The organism is Viridibacillus sp. NPDC096237, assembly GCF_050278625.1.
Taxonomy (GTDB): domain Bacteria; phylum Bacillota; class Bacilli; order Bacillales_A; family Planococcaceae; genus Viridibacillus.
In genome coordinates this window covers 1-17,660 of the sequence record NZ_JBNNTI010000059.1, presented here as the reverse complement: position 1 = coordinate 17,660, position 17,660 = coordinate 1, and the positions used below count along the sequence as shown (strand labels likewise).

Here is a 17,660-nt window from a genome sequence, read left to right as displayed (position 1 = left end):
AGCTTTGCTAGCGTATCATCCGAAGATGATATCTATTTCGTTTTGATCCACCAACAGAGTTGATGTCCAAAAACATTTATTGATTAACGTCTTGCATGTTCAGTTTTCAAGGTTCATTATATTGCGATCGATATATAGTCGACTCATAATATTATATCAGGATAACTTGTCGTTGTCAATAACTTTTAATATTTCTTTTTTGAAGTTACCATCCCAATAAGTCACTCTATTTCAGCAGCAACCTTTATATTATATCAACTACAATCCTCAGTGTCAATAACTTTTTAAAGTTAATTTAAAAATTATGTGTCACTTCAATTAGCAACCTAACTAATATAACACGCTTTAGAGGCGTGTGCAAGTCTTTTGTCAAAAAAAGTTGTAATAGATTGATATTGCTAAAACAGTGGCTACTCCGGGTATGCCTAGTAGTGCAACCAAAAAGCTAGAGAAAAAATTAATAGGGACAAACAATCCTGCAAAACCTAATAAATAGTGCAGCGCGAACAACAATACAAAAGAAAACGCAATACGGAACCAAAAAATTGATAACCATTCAATCGATTTACCCCAATGCTTTCTTGTTCTCATTAATAGGAAGAAAAAAAACAACACCCCTACGAAACCAACAATCGGTTTCCACATCATATACGTCCAACTCCTTTTAAGATAGTAGTGAACTATATGATTGGGATGCTGTTTTTAATTCATTTTCTTAATAAGATTTTTCGAATACGTGCTTCTTTAAATAAATAGAAGTGTTTACTTTCAGCAATTTTACGCTGAGCGATTGTATCTAAATCATAATCATCTAGTAAACCTTCAATCTCTTGCGTATACTGCCAGTCTTGTTTGGTTTCTCTCATTAGAACCACTAACTTCTCATCGAATTCATGACGCAGCTTTTGTTTACGAAAAAACATCGTGTTTCGCCCCTTACTTTACAGTTCACGTCTTCCTTCTAACGCTTTTGATAAAGTTACTTCATCAGCATATTCCAAATCGCCACCTACCGGTAAACCATGAGCTATACGAGTTGTACGAATACCCGATGGTTTTACAAGGCGAGAAATATACATCGCGGTAGCTTCACCTTCTATAGTAGGGTTTGTAGCTAAAATCAATTCTTGTACTTGATCATCTTGTAATCTTTTTAACAATGTAGGGACATTAATATCTTCAGGACCTATACCATCCATTGGCGAGATTGCACCATGAAGCACATGATATAAACCGTGATAGTCACGCATCTTTTCCATAGCAATCACATCTTTAGGATCTTGTACAACACAGATTGTCGAAGCATCACGTTGTTTATCCTGACAAATATGACATGGATCCACATCAGTAATATGGCCACAAACTGAACAATACGTTAAATTACGTTTAGCATCGACTAAGGCTTTTGCAAAAGATAGAACAGTATCTTCCTTCATTGTTAACACAAAAAACGCCAGACGAGCCGCGGTTTTCGGCCCGATACCTGGCAATTTCATAAAACTATCGATTAATTTTGATATAGGTTCAGGATAATGCATATCAATTCCTCCTAGAACATGCCGGGAAGATTCATGCCTTTCGTGAATTGTCCCATTGTAGCATTTGTAGTTTCGTCTACTTTTTTGATTGCCTCATTTGTAGCAATGACAATTAGATCCTGTAACATTTCGATATCTTCTGGATCTACTACTGATTCATCAAGAATAACGTCAGTTACTTTCTTCTCACCAGATATAACGACTTTCACCATTCCGCCACCAGCTACACCTTCAAACACCTGAGTAGCTAATTCCTCTTGAGCTTCCATCATTTTCTTTTGCATTTTTTGCATTTGTTTCATCATGTTATTCATATTTCCCATACCACGCATATTAGTTTCCTCCTCAAAATAATTAAAATTCACTCTTCTAAAACTTCTACAAAACCTTTACCAAAAAACTCTTCTGCTTTTGCAACAAGCGGATCCTCAGAAGGAATCTGCTCCTCTACAAAAAGAGGTTCTGTCATATCGTTTACATTATCTGCAGGCGTTTCTTCTGATGAATGTGCCTGTTTGTCCAGACCATGCTGACGAATGAAGTCTGCACGTATTTTCAGCCAATTATCCTCAGGCACCACAACGATTTCATAAGCTACACCTGTTAGTGGTTGTAAGATTGTAGACATCGCTGAAAATGTACCATTATTAGTACCTATTGTGCAATAAACTCCCTGTTTTAATTTTAACACAAACGCATTAGAAGATGCTGCCACAGGTTCAGCATCTTCTAAAAGTGCTGATTGAGATTTTTGAAGTTGATTTAGCACATCAGACCATGCTGATTTTATCATTTGCAAATCTTTTTTCGTCGCTACTTTTAGTACTTCTTGGATACGCCCAACGTTAATTTTCATGCCACTATCCACTTTTGGGCGTTGTCGTTGTTGAGCAGGGGCTGTATTAAGGTGTTGTTGGCCACCTTGCTGAAGTTGGTGAACAATTTGTTCTAATGAGGCAACTTTTGCTTCAAGATCTGCAACATTTAGCGATTCGCCAGTTGATTGCATTGCCATCTGACTGTTTGCTTGGACAGGTACTTGAATATTTGGTTGACCTGTTGTAAATTGCGCCATTTTTAACAAGGCTGTTTCTAAGTATATTTTGGAATGATGTGAAAAACGCATTTCTTGTTGTGTCTTCGAAAGTATATCAACATAGCCGTACAATGTATCCGTTGTAAATTGGTTCGCTAAAGTTTTGAATTTTTCATCTGATGAGGCAAGCTCAAGTAAGTCTTCTAAATCAGGTGCTGTTTGAATTAGTAATAAGTCACGGAAAAATGTGATGAGATCCTCTGATAGGCGAACTGCATCTTTCCCTTCACTTATTAGTTTTTCTAACAGCGCTAGCACTTGTGCAATATCTTTGTCACCTAACGCTTTTGCTAAATCATAGAATACTTCCTGACCAATAGACCCTGTAACAAACAAGGCATCTTCTAGCGTTAGCTTGTCTCCACTGAAAGATACGACTTGATCCAACATACTCAAAGCGTCACGCATACCACCAGCAGCAGATTGAGCAATGACTTTCAATGATTGTTCATCATATTGTAGCTTTATATCTTCTAAAACGATTTTCATGCGTTCCAATAAATCTATAGAAGAAAGTCGTTTGAAATCAAATCTTTGACAACGTGAAATAATCGTCGCAGGCAGTTTATGCGGCTCTGTTGTCGCCAATATGAAAACAACATGCGCAGGCGGTTCCTCTAAAGTTTTAAGTAATGCATTAAAGGCGCTCGTAGATAACATATGAACTTCATCTATGATGTACACTTTAAAGCGAGCACTGGCAGGTGCAAAACGTACTTTTTCAATAATTTCCCGCATTTCTTCCACTCGAGAATTCGATGCCGCATCAAATTCAATTACATCAGGATGTGATCCATTCGTAATGCTAATGCACGTTGCACATGTATTACATGGTTCCTCAGTTGGTGCATGCTCACAGTTTAATGCTTTTGCAAATATTTTCGCAGTACTCGTTTTCCCTGTACCACGAGGACCAGAGAATAAATAAGCATGCGTCGTTTTATTGGCAAGGAGAGCATTTTGGAGTGTCCGTTTAACATGTGACTGTCCTGACATTTCTCTGAATGATTGCGGGCGATACACACGATAAAAAGCTTGATACGTCAACGTTTTCCTCTCCTTTTTTGCCGATTAGTTGAATATATATATTATACCATAAGAGCACATGTTAAAGTCTCTTGATACCTTTAGATAAAGAAAAAACCCATTCGCCAAAAAATGACGAATGAGTTTGAAATTTGCACGATAAATGCCGTGCACCTTCCTTCGACAGCCGTACATAAGCGTTACTTTTGTCGTTAGCTCTGATTAGGCAACCCTACGGCACATGCGATAAGCCGCTTAATGCTGCTTCCTTCCGGACCTGACATGGTTCGCGGGTACGCATTGCGTAGGACCCAATCGTCAACACTACGTGCAAAAGGCAGACCAAACATACGGACAGCCTTAGAAAAGGACTTCAGTCTCGCTAGAGCGGATTGCGAGTTATAGGACACCGCTACCTTCCCACCTAGCACGGCTCTATTAGTATACGAAGAATAATGAAAAAAATCAATATAAAAGCTTAAAACGAAAAAAGACAATTAATAAAAGGATAGTTCTAATATCAATTAACCTAGCATTCCAAGCTCCGTTTCACCTTCTAGTTTAAAGTTATTTTCAATATAAGTTATTTCATAAAAAAGAGCTCTCAAATATTATTTTAATTTTTTAAATAAAAAGTATTGACGAGATATTTAATACGTGATAAAGTATTACTTGTCAGAACGACAACAACATATTTTCTTCGGAGGAATACCCAAGTCTGGCTGAAGGGATCGGTCTTGAAAACCGACAGGCGGGTCATACCGCGCGGGGGTTCGAATCCCTCTTCCTCCTCCATTTTATTTTTAAAAACACGCGCATAATATTGAGATTGTATTCGTTGCTAAAGTGACGAATCTTTTCTCTAATACATATAGTCAGAAATTTTAGAAACAAACACTTGTGTTTGTTTCTTTTTTTGTCTTTTCATAAAAAAGAGCTGAATGAATTAAATTAGCTTATTTCCTTACTTTTAAGAACATAAATCTATAAGTCATCATTATAATTGATTTATAAATAGCATTAGCTCTTCAGGCGAACTTACGACTCCGATTTGATCCTGTTGACTTTTTAACATGAAACCTTCATCTACAGTATGTTGTAAATGTGCTTGTAAAGAATCATAGTAATGATTGATATTATATAAACAAATTGCTTTTGTATGTTGACCGACTTGAGAAAGTGTTAGAACATCGAAAAACTCATCCATCGTCCCTGCTCCACCTGGTAAAGCGATAAAAGCATCTGCTAACTCAATCATCTTAGCCTTACGTTCATGCATTGTTTCTACAAAAACTAACTCTGTTAAACCTTGATGTGTAACCTCTTTCCATTGCATAAAAGTTGGCATTACACCAACCACTTCTCCTCCGTGCACTAATACCTCATCTGCCACTTTCCCCATTAAACCTATAATTGACCCTCCATAAACAATACCAATTCCATGATTGGCCAAAAATTTACCGAGCTCTATAGCCTTTTCCACATATATAGGATTCCCTCCCATCCTGGAACCACAGTAAATTGCTACTCTCATAAAATACACCCCCTCTAATGTAAAAATATAAATTAGAGCTTCTATATATGATTAGTTTCCAATTAATTTTTTATCTTCTCTTTTAATAACTTCAAACCAGGAATTTATAGTTATAAAAAAAGGCTGTCATTTTTATGACAACCTTTCTAAAATAACTATTTACGACGCAAATGTGATGTCTGCTCCATAAAGTGACTAATACGTTCTACAATCACTTCCACTGTATCTGGATTTTTCATCAAATCATAATCATTAATATCTAAACGTAACACCGGGCATGCATTAAAACTGTCAATCCAATTTTCATAACGCCCATGCATTTCATACCAGTAGTCCTTTGGTGTTTGTTGTTCCATAGGACGACCGCGCTCTTCAATACGCTCTAAGATGTCTTCAATAGGGCCTTCCAAGTAAATTAGTAAATCTGGATGTGGGAAGTAGGGTGTCATGACCATTGCATCAAATAAATTTTTATATGTTTCATAATCGATTTTGCTCATTGTTCCTTTTTCTTCATGCATTTTAGCAAAAATTCCAGTGTCTTCATAGATTGAACGATCTTGTATAAAGCCACCACCATATTCAAAAATACGCTTCTGCTCCTTGAAGCGTTCTGCTAGGAAGTAAACTTGTAAATGGAAGCTCCATTTTTCAAAATCATCGTAGAACTTGTCCAAATAAGGATTGGAATCGACTTTTTCAAATGACGTACGGAAATTTAATGCATTTGCTAACGCCTTCGTCATTGTCGATTTGCCCACACCTACTGTTCCTGCAATAGTAATAACTGCATTAGCAGGAATGCCGTATTTCTCTCTTAAATTCATTACTCGAAACTCCCTTTTTCTAATGTTTCTTTAACAGTTTTTAAGATTTTTTGTAAATCTAATGGGTTCTTTACAAAATTAATTTCATCACCATTGAAACGTAATACTGGTATATTTGGGTTTTGTTTTTCAAATCGCTCTATAAATACATGATAATCAGCTACGAGCTGCTCCATATATTCTCTTGAGATCATTTTTTCAAACTCACGACCTCTCATTGCAATTCGTTTCATCAAAGTATCCACGCTTGCATAAAGATAGACGACTACATTTGGACATGGCATATCAACAGTTAAAATTCGATAAATTTCCTCGTACTTGTGGAATTCAGACTCTTTTAATGTCCGTTTCGCAAAGATTAAATTTTTAAATATGTGATAATCTGCAATTGCAGCTTTTTCATGCGATAGAATATGGTTCTTTATATCTGTTAATTGCTTATAGCGATTACATAAGAAAAACATTTCTGTTTGGAAACTCCACTCATCAATGTCTTCATAGAATTTATTTAAAAACGGATTTTCGTCCACGATTTCTTTTAATAAGTGAAACTGAAAAGTCTCAGCAACTATTTTAGAAAGCGACGTTTTTCCGACGCCAATTGGCCCCTCAACCGTAATAAACGGTACAGGCATCAGAAGTCCCCCTTCATCGTCTTTTTTAGTCAGTGCCTATTATTTTATCATATCAACATAAAAAGCAGAAGTGACTCATTTAGGACACATGGTTTATAAAATAGCATATACTTCAAATTCTAAAATCATCATGTAAGTGCAAAAAAACCCCCAGTATCAACTGAAGGTTTTATCATTACCGTTTTTTCACGTGGAACATCTCTTGTAAAAGTGCCCAATTTTGTGGAAATGCAAATCCCATATGCCAATAACTAATACCTCTTAGTTTTAATTCCTTCAGCAAATTGAACTTCGCTTCAATAGAGCGTGCATCTTCAAACCACACAACATGCTCCACCCCATTATTCCAATAATGAAAGAATGGTGCTTCAGCGATTGGATCATATGAAATTGCTGCGTTTTGATTTCTCGCCAGCGCAACGGCCTGTTGAGGACTCAATCCTCTCGCAGGTGGATTTCCTGTTTTATATGGTAATGTCCAATCATAGCCATATAAATTCTGCCCCATCATTACTTTATCAGCAGGGATTTCACTTACGCTATATTCCAAGACTTGGCGTACAGGACCAATTGGTGATACTGCCATTGGCGGACCTCCGCTATATCCCCATTCATAAGTCATGATGACAACAAAATCAACTGCTTCACCTATCCCTTTATAGTCATGACCCTGATACCATTTACCCGGTTGATCTGCACTTGTTTTGGGCGGAACTGCCGCTGAAATCGTCAATCCTTGTGCATGAGCTCTTTGTCTGAACTTTTTTAGAAATTCAACATAACGATCTTTATCTTCGGCTAATAAATATTCAAAATCTAAATGAATATCTTTTGCCCCTTTATTGGAAGCCTCGCTTAAAGCTGCTCCAATGATTAAGTCTTGTAAGGTAGTATCGTTTAAAATTGTATGTGCTAATGTATCACTAAAAGCGTTATTCTCTATATTTGTTAATACGATAGCCGTTGCAGACTGATTAGCTCGCGCTATCTCTGGTATGCTTCCCCATTCCAGTGGCGTAAGCGTACCATCACGCCGTACTTCATATGAAAATGGCATCATATAAGTTAAAAGTGGCGCCCGTTTTCTTACCTGTGCTATTAAACTTTCAGGAAGTTCAGCTGTATACCACTCAATATAACCATTTGTATCTATTGTAGGGCGATTTGGATTTGGCGTTTCAGGTAAAACAAGTGCTTGCCCAATAACTAGAACATCTGGATCCGGGATTTCATTAAGCGCAACAATTGTCGCAACTGTCGTGCTATGCGCTCGGGCGATACTATATAAGCTATCACCTTGCTTCACTACATAAATCAAATGCAACCTCCTCTAGCATTATTTCTCCAGTAATATATGCGAATTAGGTTCAAACCGTGCTACACTATTTGGCAAGGAGCGATGAATCTATGGACGTATTAAAAAAAGATCTACACTTTATGCAATTAGCCATTCAAGAGGCAGAAAAAGCTGCTGCACTAGGAGAAGTTCCAATCGGGGCTATCATTGTCTACAAAAATGAAGTCATCGCTAGTGCACATAATTTACGTGAAACCTCACAGAATGCAGTAACCCATGCTGAACTCTTGGCAATTCAACAAGCTTGCAACAAAATTGGTAGTTGGCGCCTAGAGGAAACAACTCTCTACGTTACTTTAGAGCCTTGTCCCATGTGTGCAGGTGCGATTTTACAATCTAGAGTGCCACGTGTTATTTATGGTGCTAGAGATAGTAAAGCAGGCTGTGTGGATTCACTTTATCGTTTACTGAGTGACTCAAGATTTAACCATACATGCAAAGTGTCTGAGGGCATTTTAGCAACTGAATGCGGCCAATTATTAAGCGATTTCTTCAGTAGTTTACGTAATAAGAAAAAAACAGAGCGTGCAAATTCTAACTCTAAAGCAATTTCTTTCACAAAGTTAAAATCAGCTGTTGAAAGTTTCTTATGTGAACCATTACAAGGAAAGATTGAACTACAATCAGCCTCAAATAATTATTCACATGATGATAGACCACACATTTGGTTAACTCTAAATAAAGACGAAATTTTTAGTTCTGCTGATTTATCATATATTAATGAACAATTACAAGATCAATACAATTCCGATATACTCGCTACAGAAGTAGATATAACTCAACAAGATAACATTACCAACTTACATTTATATGAAGCATTGACTCAATATCCTCAACTATCGATTGCAGATGCGCTAGCTTCCACAAACCCAATTATCCGCGCTTATGCATTGCTTGATCGTCGTGTAGGGAAACGAAAATTAAAAAACATGCCTGCTTCACAACCTTCATTTGAGAGAAAGTTTTATCAAATTCGTTGCGATGCGGAAGGTATTCATTACTAAACTTTAGGGAGATAACCTAAGCAATTTTATAAAATCCGCTGTGAGGCTGAAGGTATTTTTACCAAAACAAAAAAAGGCTAATGCATGGAGAGCTCCATCGCATTAGCCTTTTTTCGTTTATATCTTACTTAGTTGGTGCTTGAATTACTTCTTTACCACCCATATAAGGACGTAACACTTCTGGAATTACAACAGAACCATCAGCTTGTTGGTAGTTTTCAAGAAGTGCTGCAACCGTACGGCCGATTGCAAGACCACTACCATTTAATGTGTGTACGTATTCAGGTTTTGCTCCTGCTTCACGACGGAAGCGAATGTTAGCACGACGAGCTTGGAAATCTTCAAAGTTAGAACAAGAAGAGATCTCACGGTACGTATCTTGTGCCGGAATCCATACTTCTAGGTCGTATTTCTTCGCAGCAGTGAACCCTAAATCAGATGTACACATTTTTAGTTTACGATATGGTAAACCTAAAAGTTGAAGAACCTTTTCAGCATGACCTGTTAATTTTTCTAATTCTTCATAAGAATCTTCTGGTTTCACGAAACGCACAAGTTCTACTTTGTTAAATTGGTGCTGGCGAATTAAACCACGCGTATCACGGCCTGCAGATCCCGCTTCAGAACGGAAAGAAGCACTATAAGCTGAAAAACCTTTCGGTAAAACATCAGCATCTAAAATTTCATCACGGAAAAAGTTTGTTACCGGTACTTCTGCTGTTGGTATCAAGAAATAATCTGTATCTGCTAATTTGAATACATCTTCTTCAAATTTCGGAAGCTGACCCGTACCTGTTAAGCTATCACGGTTCACGATTACAGGTGGTAACATCTCTTCATAACCATGTTCTTCAGAATGTAAATCCATCATGAAACTCATTAAAGCACGTTCTAAACGAGCACCTAGACCACGGTAAAATACGAAACGGCTACCTGTTGTTTTTGCAGCACTTTCAAAGTCGATGATGTTCAAATCTGTACCTAAATCCCAGTGCGCTTTAACCTCAAAATCAAACTCTGGAATGTCGCCCCATTTAACTACTTCCACATTATCATCTTCCGTGTCTCCTACTGGTACACTTTCATGTGGAATATTTGGTAAACGCATCATCATATCTTGGAATTTACCTTCTACTTCACGAAGATCTGTATCTAATGCTTTAATGTCATCGCCAACTTTACGCATATGCGCAATTTCAGCATCCGCATTTTCTTTATTACGTTTCTTTTGAGCAATTTTTTCAGAAACCTGGTTACGTTCAGCTTTTAATACTTCTGTTTTTGCGATTAGATCACGACGTTGTTGATCAAGAGTTTCAAATTGATCAAAGGTTCCTAAATCTTCATTACGGTGAGATAGCTTTTCTTTAATTTCCGTATAATTTTCACGGATTCGTTTAATATCTAACATATGTCCATTCCTCCACTTTCACAAATTCGATAATAGAAATGTATCAAAGTTTTATCATAAAACAATACTTTAGGTCTAGGTTACACTAAAAATAAACAACAAAAAGCCCTCATCCCCATGAAAGGGACGAGAGCATACCCGCGTTGCCACCCTAATTGATTGCACCTAAATTGCAATCCACTTGTTTCATAACGGCTTGTTGGCCGGCTACAGCTTACTATCGATTCAGCTGAGCAACTCCAGGACGGATTCACAAGGTTTTTTATCGACTTGCACCAACCGCCGACTCTCTATGAAAAAACTTACTTGCTACTACTTCCTATCATCGTGTTTAATTTGAAATTTAACCATACTTTACAATAGATTTCATTGTTTTGCAAGTTTGCTCAAAACACATTGCTCAACCATCTGCACAAAGTACACCATGATTCGTTGGTCCTCTGTCAATTCCGGATGAAATGAACAACCTAAAAACTGCCCATCTTTCGCTAAAACAACACGTCCATCATACTCAGCCAATACTTCTACATTTGCCCCCACAGATACAATATGAGGCGCACGTATAAATACAGCAGGGAAGTTTTCACCTATGTTTTTTAAAGTGAGAGGTATTTCAAAGCTATCAACCTGTCTACCAAACGAATTACGTTTAACAACGACATCCATTACACCAATATGAGGTGTTTGTTGACCCATGACGTTTTGTGCCAATAATATTAATCCAGCACAAGTACCGAACATTGGTTTACCTTCTGCAGCAAAGTGACGAAGAGGCTCCATCATATCATAACGGTCAATTAGCTTCCGCATTGTTGTACTTTCACCACCTGGTAGTACAAGACCATCAAGCTCCTTTAGTTGCTCTGCATGCTTTACAATGATTGCAACAGCACCGGCTGCTCCAATTGCCTGAACATGTTCACGTACAGCACCTTGCAATCCTAAAACACCGATTTTCACCATCTTACCAGCCTCGCTCTTGCATACGATCTTGTGGATTTAAGCGAGAGATTTCGATACCTTTCATCGGAACCCCAAGTTCTTTTGAAATTTCAGCGATTAATTTATAGTCTTTATAATGCGTAGTCGCCTCTACAATAGCTTTTGCAAACTTAGAAGGATTTTCAGATTTGAAGATACCTGAACCTACAAAGACACCATCTGCTCCAAGCTCTATCATTAATGCTGCATCAGCAGGAGTAGCTACTCCTCCAGCAGCAAAATTCACAACCGGTAATCGACCTAAACGATTGATTTCTAACAGTAACTCATAAGGTGCACCCAAAATTTTCGCCTCTGTCATCAACTCATCTGGTGTCATATTTGCAACTTTTCGTACCTGTGCATTTACTTGACGTATATGTCGAACAGCTTCAACGATATTACCCGTTCCTGGCTCACCCTTTGTACGAAGCATCGAAGCCCCCTCACCAATGCGACGAGTTGCTTCACCTAAATCACGACACCCACAAACGAAGGGAACTCTATAATCACTTTTCAGCAAATGGTATTCTTCATCTGCAGGAGTTAATACTTCACTTTCATCTATGTAATCTACACCCATTGCTTCTAATACACGTGCTTCAACAATATGACCAATACGGGCTTTCGCCATTACGGGAATTGATACTGCAGCCATCACTTCTTCTACAATACGAGGGTCTGCCATACGCGCTACTCCACCAGCTGCACGAATATCAGACGGTACACGCTCAAGAGCCATAACAGCAACTGCGCCCGCTTCCTCCGCAATCTTTGCCTGCTCTGCGTTAATTACATCCATAATTACGCCACCCTTTTGCATTTCTGCCATTCCACGTTTCACTCGATCTGTACCTGTTTGATTTGCCATTTCCATCGCCTCCATTTTCTTGTATGATGTTAGTATAATGAAAATTGACCATATAGAAAGATTCAGTTTATATGTAAATCACATGGTCAGAAGAGGTGATATGATGGATATGCTTATGTTCCAGCTAGAAAAAAAATCTAATAAACCTATGTACGAACAGCTCTACGAAGGCATTAAGAAGGGCATTACAGAAGGTACAATTCCAACTGAATCTAAACTTCCTTCAAAGAGGAAATTAGCTGAATTTTTAAATATTAGTCAAACAACAATTGAACTTGCCTATGCACAATTGCTCGCAGAGGGATTTATTGCATCAAAGCCTCGTGTCGGCTATTTCGTAGAAGCTGTTGAGGAACTCGCTTACATAGAAAAAGACATTCAACATCCAGTAATTCCATCTCCCTTATCCCGTGAAAAATTTGAGATAGATTTTAATCCAGGACAAATTGATACAGAATCCTTCCCATTCCATCTTTGGAGGAAATATGCGAAGGAAGCAATCGATGAACAATCACAAGAGTTATTACTTATTGGTTCATCCCAAGGAGAGCAAGAATTGCGCAAAGAAATCGCCACTTATTTATATCAATCGAGAGGTGTTATATGTGCACCCAATCAAATTGTAATTGGCTCAGGGACAGAACAACTTATGCCTATGATAATTCGTCTGTTAGGGGCTTCCTCACGCTTTGGAATTGAAAACCCAGGTTATCCATTAACTCATCATATCTTTAAGCAAACAGATCGTCCTGCAATACCTATCAAAGTAGATGATGAAGGTCTATTGGTCAACGATTTAGAGAACTCTAAAGCTAATGTCGTCTATGTCACTCCTTCGCATCAATTCCCGACAGGTGCAGTGTTATCTGCCTCACGCCGAGCACAACTTTTAAACTGGGCCTCTCAAAAAGACAATCGTTATATTATAGAAGACGATTATGATAGTGAATTTCGTTATATTGGGAAACCAATTGCCGCATTACAAGGGATGGATAAAAGTGACAGCGTGATATATATAAGTACCTTTTCAAAATCACTTATGCCTTCACTACGTATTGCCTATTTTGTACTACCTCCAAAATTAGTAGAAGTGTACAATCAAGCATTTAATTATTATACATCGACAGTACCTCGCTTCGAGCAGTATATTCTCACGCAATTCATGCGAGATGGCCATTTTGCGAAGCATTTAAATCGAATGCGTAAAATCTATCGAAAAAAATTAGAAAAGCTTACAACGGCTCTAGAACCGTTTTCACCAACTGTTAAAATTTCCGGTGAACAAGCAGGCATGCATATCGTTCTAACGATTTCTCACATAAAAAATGCAACGGAATTGAAAGATTTGGCACACAAAAGAGGTATTCGCATTATACCCATTCAGGAATATATGATGGTTTCAATCCTAAATGAGCAATCTACACAGTTTCTACTCGGTTTTGGGGGAATCAAGGATGAAGAGATTAACCAATCTATACAACAATTAATGGCGGCTTGGGGAATTAAAGCATAAAAAAAGGCAATCATAGTGATTGCCTTTTTTCTATATTAGAATATTTTATTCCATAAACCAGAGAAGAAATTACCAATACCTTTGAAAGCTCGTGAAATCGAGCTAGATTTCTCAACAGTAGCTGTAGTTACAACCTCTGCATTGTTTACTTCTCCATCGATAAACCCATAATCTTTACCTTTAGTTTTATCAATTTCAACATGCCCAACAACAGCACCTTTTTTAACAGGTGCATTTAGTTCTTTTTTATCTAAAACTAATTTTGGTTTATACAAATCTTTGTCCGCAGTTTTTACCATAATTGAAATGGCTTCTTTTGTAGCTACATTCACTTTATCTTCTTTACCATCAACAACAGGTATAGTTTTTTGTCCTTTAAATGAATAGTTAGCTGGGACAATTTCTTCTGTAGTAAATTGATTGAAACCATAGTCGAATAATGCACGTGTTGCATCAAAACGAGATTTATATGTCCCTTCACCTTTAGCATCTACAGCATCCAAAACAACAGCGATTAAACGAGTCCCGTTGCGTGTTGCAGTGCCTGTGAAACAGTATCCTGCATAAATAGTTGTACCAGTTTTTAATCCGTCTACGCCTTCATATTCAAATACAAGACCAGGGAGCATGAAATTCCAGTTCGACATTTTAATTGCATCGTCTGTACCTTCACGGAATGTTTTCTTCGTAATGCTTGAAGTTTTCAAAACATCAGGATGATTTTGTAATAAATGATAAGCTAATTTCGCAACAGATTTGGCAGGCATTTTATTCTCAGCAGTTTTACCTGTACCTGCTGGCTCCATACCGTCTAGTTCTGAGTTATTTAAACCTGTTGAGTTAACGAAAGTATAATTTTTTAAACCCATTTTTTTTGCTTTTTTATTCATCATGTTCACAAATTCTGTTTCTGAGCCAGCAATTGTTTCTGCAATTCCAATAGTCGCTCCATTTGCTGAATAAATTGCCATTGCTTCATACAATTCACGAATTGAATATTCACCGTCAGCACGTAGAGGTACGTTACTAAGTGCACGATTTTGGGAAATTTTATATGCATATTCTGACACTTTATATTTTTGATCCCAAGTAATTTTTCCTTCATTAATTGCATCTAGTAATAGATACTCTGTCATCATTTTTGACATACTAGCAATTCCTAAAGACTCGTCCGCATTCTTTTGGTATAAAATTTTACCTGAGTCTGCATCGATTAAAATGGCGCCTTTAACATGCAAATTAAGCTCGTCTTCTGCATTCGCTGCTTTAGGTATTGTTACAAACATACTTAACAGCAAAGCAGAAACCATGATTATTCGTAACCATGTGTTTTTTCTTGATGTTTTCACCATAATACCTCCATATGTGTTCATATTACTCTCTTACTCCGCTCATTTTAACATAGAATTAGCGCTAGCAACTACGGTGTATAAAAAAACACCCTTTCTACATCAAGTTTGACGTAGAAAGGATGAAAAAGTTTCGAAATTATGAGATTGAGTAGTTTGGTGATTCTTTCGTAATTTGAACATCATGTGGATGACTTTCACGTAAACCAGCGCCAGTCATACGAACAAACTGTGCATTTTCACGTAAATCACGAAGATCCTTCGTACCGCAGTATCCCATGCCTGAGCGAATACCTCCAACTAATTGGTGGATTGTATCCGCTAGAGGTCCTTTGTAAGGAAGACGTCCTTCAATACCCTCTGGCACAAGTTTTTTCGCATCTTCTTGGAAGTAACGATCTTTTGAACCTTTTTCCATAGCTCCTACTGAACCCATACCACGATATACTTTAAAACGACGTCCTTGGAAGATTTCAGTTTCTCCTGGAGATTCAGAAGTACCTGCAAGTAAGCTACCTAGCATTACTACATGTCCACCAGCTGCTAAAGCTTTAATAATATCGCCAGAGTATTTAATACCACCATCAGCAATAATTGTTTTACCCTGTTTACGAGCTTCTGCTGCGCAATCATAAATTGCTGTAATTTGAGGTACACCAACACCTGCTACAACACGTGTTGTACAAATAGAACCTGGTCCGATACCTACTTTAACTACATCAGCTCCAGCTTCGTAAAGAGCTTTCGTAGCTTCAGCTGTTGCAACGTTACCAGCGATAATATCTAAATCCGGGAATGCTGCACGAATATCTCTTACTACTTCTAAAACACCTTGTGAGTGACCATGTGCTGTATCGATTACAATTACATCTACTTGTGCATCCACTAATTTTTGTACACGAACCATAGAATCTTTTGTAACACCTACTGCAGCGCCTACAAGTAAACGGCCTAAATGGTCTTTAGCAGCGTTCGGGAATTCCATAACTTTTTCTATATCTTTAATCGTGATTAAACCTTTTAAGACGCCTTCATTATCAACGATTGGTAATTTCTCAATTTTAAACTGTTGAAGTATTCTTTCTGCATCGTCTAAAGTTGTTCCGACAGGAGCTGTAACTAGATCTTCTTTAGTCATAACTTCATCAATTTTTTGAGAGTAGTCTTGTACAAAGCGTAAATCACGGTTTGTAATAATTCCTACTAATTTAAGGTCTTTATCGTTATTTACAATTGGAACACCGGAAATACGGTATTTACCCATTAAATGTTCTGCATCAAATACTTGATGAGATGGTGTTAGGAAAAACGGATTTGTAATAACTCCATTTTCAGAGCGCTTTACTTTCTCTACTTGATCCGCTTGCTCTTCAATGCTCATATTTTTGTGGATGATACCAATACCACCTTGACGAGCCATAGAAATTGCCATTGGTGCTTCTGTTACTGTATCCATTCCAGCACTAATAATTGGGATATTCAATTTAATTTTTGGTGTTAAATTAACTGATAAACTTACATCTTTCGGTAATACTTCAGAATGTGCTGGTACAAGCAATACATCATCAAATGTTAAACCTTCTTTGGCAAATTTCGTTTCCCACATTTCGGTAACTCCTCCTGTTTTGTAAAAGAATATTAATTGTAAGATTAACAACGTGGCTATTCACTTGTCAAGGACTCTGCGATAAATAAGATTATTTTGAATTGTTCACCTCAATACAGATTTTAAGTCATTTTCAATTTTAGTAACTGAAGTTTGAGGTGCGTAACGCGCTATAACCTTACCGTCTTTATTAATTAAGAACTTAGTGAAATTCCATTTAATAGTCTCAGTTAGTAATCCTTTTTTCTCTGAAACTAAGTGTTTAAACAATGGATCAGCATTGTCGCCCTTCACATCAATCTTGGCAAACATCGGAAAACTTACTCCAAAGTTTTTTTGACAAAATTGCATTGTTTCATCAATATTAGCAAACTCTTGATTATTAAATTGATTACAAGGAAAGCCTAAAATCTCAAATCCTTGTTCATTGTATTTTTCATATAATGCTTGTAGTTCTTTAAATTGTGGCGTAAAACCACATTTACTAGCTGTATTTACAATTAACAATGTTTTACCAGCAAAATCACTTAAATTCTGCTGCTCGCCATCTATCTTCTTGACCGAAAAATCATAGATTACCGTCATTTCTCAATACCTCCTATTTGAATGAATTCTTCCATTCTATTTAAATATATTCCTTTTAACCTTATGTCTTATCTAATATTTGTTCAAAAAAAATGAATTTAAACAGTGTATTCAAACATAAATTATGATAGTTACATATGATTCTCTCTTCAATCTAGTCTTAGTAATGTATTTTTGGAAAATATATACTTTCTAAATACAAGTAAAATAGTGTACTTAAGTATTAATATGTATAAAAAAAGCACAACTGATTAAATCAGCTGTGCTTTAGTGTGCCTAGCAACGTCCTACTCTCACAGGGGGAAACCCCCAACTACCATCGGCGCT

General features: G+C 37.2%; 17 protein-coding genes, 1 tRNA gene, 1 other RNA gene, 1 pseudogene and 1 other annotated feature. Of the genes and pseudogenes, 4 read left to right on the top strand and 16 right to left on the bottom strand.

Annotated elements, in window-relative coordinates; translation table 11 throughout:
* Positions 1-369: 369 nt before the first annotated feature.
* From ACQKMD_RS20085 to ffs, 6 genes are all read right to left on the bottom strand, one after another.
* A complete protein-coding gene (locus ACQKMD_RS20085; protein WP_427754203.1) occupies positions 370-648 on the bottom strand; it encodes a pro-sigmaK processing inhibitor BofA family protein in 279 nt (92 codons plus the stop codon).
* Positions 649-707: 59 nt separating this feature from the next.
* Positions 708-923: a YaaL family protein gene (locus tag ACQKMD_RS20080; RefSeq protein ID WP_427754202.1), complete on the bottom strand. Its 216-nt coding sequence runs from the start codon at positions 921-923 to the stop codon at positions 708-710.
* An 18-nt stretch (positions 924-941) separates the two neighbouring features.
* Entirely contained in the window at positions 942-1,538 is a 597-nt protein-coding gene (gene recR / locus ACQKMD_RS20075) for a recombination mediator RecR (RefSeq protein WP_038181014.1), read from the bottom strand.
* 11 nt (positions 1,539-1,549) lie between these two features.
* A complete protein-coding gene (locus tag ACQKMD_RS20070) occupies positions 1,550-1,870 on the bottom strand; it encodes a YbaB/EbfC family nucleoid-associated protein (RefSeq protein ID WP_427754201.1) in 321 nt (106 codons plus the stop codon).
* Positions 1,871-1,899: 29 nt separating this feature from the next.
* Positions 1,900-3,681, bottom strand: a complete 1,782-nt coding sequence (gene dnaX, locus ACQKMD_RS20065) for a DNA polymerase III subunit gamma/tau (RefSeq protein ID WP_427754199.1) — start codon at positions 3,679-3,681, stop codon at positions 1,900-1,902.
* A gap of 145 nt (positions 3,682-3,826) precedes the next feature.
* Positions 3,827-4,093, bottom strand: an RNA gene (gene ffs, locus ACQKMD_RS20060) — signal recognition particle sRNA large type.
* Positions 4,094-4,362: 269 nt separating this feature from the next.
* Between ffs and ACQKMD_RS20055 the strand changes: the two genes are divergently transcribed.
* A tRNA-Ser gene (locus ACQKMD_RS20055) sits at positions 4,363-4,455 on the top strand.
* A 202-nt stretch (positions 4,456-4,657) separates the two neighbouring features.
* On the opposite strand, the gene ACQKMD_RS20050 is transcribed toward ACQKMD_RS20055, so the two are convergent.
* The 4 genes from ACQKMD_RS20050 to ACQKMD_RS20035 form a co-directional block, all read right to left on the bottom strand.
* Positions 4,658-5,194, bottom strand: coding sequence for a TIGR00730 family Rossman fold protein (locus tag ACQKMD_RS20050; RefSeq protein WP_427754197.1), 537 nt, complete (start codon positions 5,192-5,194; stop codon positions 4,658-4,660).
* A gap of 155 nt (positions 5,195-5,349) precedes the next feature.
* The gene (locus ACQKMD_RS20045; RefSeq protein ID WP_427754195.1) at positions 5,350-6,021 is read right to left on the bottom strand and encodes a deoxynucleoside kinase; all 672 of its coding nucleotides are present in this window, start codon (positions 6,019-6,021) and stop codon (positions 5,350-5,352) included.
* Positions 6,021-6,656, bottom strand: coding sequence for a deoxynucleoside kinase (locus ACQKMD_RS20040; RefSeq protein WP_427754194.1), 636 nt, complete (start codon positions 6,654-6,656; stop codon positions 6,021-6,023). The genes ACQKMD_RS20045 and ACQKMD_RS20040 overlap by 1 nt, the downstream gene beginning before the upstream one ends.
* 175 nt (positions 6,657-6,831) lie before the next feature.
* Positions 6,832-7,974 (bottom strand): glycosyl hydrolase family 18 protein, encoded by a 1,143-nt coding sequence (locus ACQKMD_RS20035; protein WP_427754193.1) that lies wholly within the window; start codon positions 7,972-7,974, stop codon positions 6,832-6,834.
* 89 nt (positions 7,975-8,063) lie between these two features.
* Between ACQKMD_RS20035 and tadA the strand changes: the two are divergent.
* Positions 8,064-8,540 (top strand): annotated as a pseudogene (gene tadA / locus ACQKMD_RS20030) (tRNA adenosine(34) deaminase TadA); the annotation flags it as partial.
* A gap of 21 nt (positions 8,541-8,561) precedes the next feature.
* On the top strand, positions 8,562-9,017 hold the full coding sequence (locus ACQKMD_RS20025) for an SF0329 family protein (RefSeq protein ID WP_427754205.1): 456 nt from the start codon (positions 8,562-8,564) through the stop codon (positions 9,015-9,017).
* A gap of 124 nt (positions 9,018-9,141) precedes the next feature.
* Here the strand turns inward: ACQKMD_RS20025 and serS are convergent, their stop codons facing one another.
* The 3 genes from serS to pdxS form a co-directional block, all read right to left on the bottom strand.
* The gene (serS, locus tag ACQKMD_RS20020) at positions 9,142-10,428 is read right to left on the bottom strand and encodes a serine--tRNA ligase (RefSeq protein WP_427754191.1); all 1,287 of its coding nucleotides are present in this window, start codon (positions 10,426-10,428) and stop codon (positions 9,142-9,144) included.
* 119 nt (positions 10,429-10,547) lie between these two features.
* Positions 10,548-10,763: a binding site (T-box leader), on the bottom strand.
* A 31-nt stretch (positions 10,764-10,794) separates the two neighbouring features.
* A complete protein-coding gene (gene pdxT / locus ACQKMD_RS20015; RefSeq protein ID WP_427754190.1) occupies positions 10,795-11,391 on the bottom strand; it encodes a pyridoxal 5'-phosphate synthase glutaminase subunit PdxT in 597 nt (198 codons plus the stop codon).
* 1 nt (position 11,392) lies between these two features.
* The gene (gene pdxS, locus ACQKMD_RS20010) at positions 11,393-12,280 is read right to left on the bottom strand and encodes a pyridoxal 5'-phosphate synthase subunit PdxS (protein ID WP_427754188.1); all 888 of its coding nucleotides are present in this window, start codon (positions 12,278-12,280) and stop codon (positions 11,393-11,395) included.
* Positions 12,281-12,383: 103 nt separating this feature from the next.
* Between pdxS and ACQKMD_RS20005 the strand changes: the two genes are divergently transcribed.
* Positions 12,384-13,793 (top strand): PLP-dependent aminotransferase family protein, encoded by a 1,410-nt coding sequence (locus ACQKMD_RS20005; protein ID WP_427754186.1) that lies wholly within the window; start codon positions 12,384-12,386, stop codon positions 13,791-13,793.
* A 35-nt stretch (positions 13,794-13,828) separates the two neighbouring features.
* On the opposite strand, the gene ACQKMD_RS20000 is transcribed toward ACQKMD_RS20005, so the two are convergent.
* From ACQKMD_RS20000 to ACQKMD_RS19990, 3 genes are all read right to left on the bottom strand, one after another.
* Positions 13,829-15,142, bottom strand: coding sequence for a D-alanyl-D-alanine carboxypeptidase family protein (locus ACQKMD_RS20000; RefSeq protein WP_427754185.1), 1,314 nt, complete (start codon positions 15,140-15,142; stop codon positions 13,829-13,831).
* Positions 15,143-15,281: 139 nt separating this feature from the next.
* Positions 15,282-16,748, bottom strand: a complete 1,467-nt coding sequence (gene guaB, locus ACQKMD_RS19995; protein WP_100795397.1) for an IMP dehydrogenase — start codon at positions 16,746-16,748, stop codon at positions 15,282-15,284.
* A 105-nt stretch (positions 16,749-16,853) separates the two neighbouring features.
* Complete coding sequence (locus ACQKMD_RS19990) at positions 16,854-17,333, bottom strand: glutathione peroxidase (RefSeq protein ID WP_427754183.1); 480 nt, start codon at positions 17,331-17,333, stop codon at positions 16,854-16,856.
* Between the last annotated feature and the right edge of the window lie 327 nt (positions 17,334-17,660).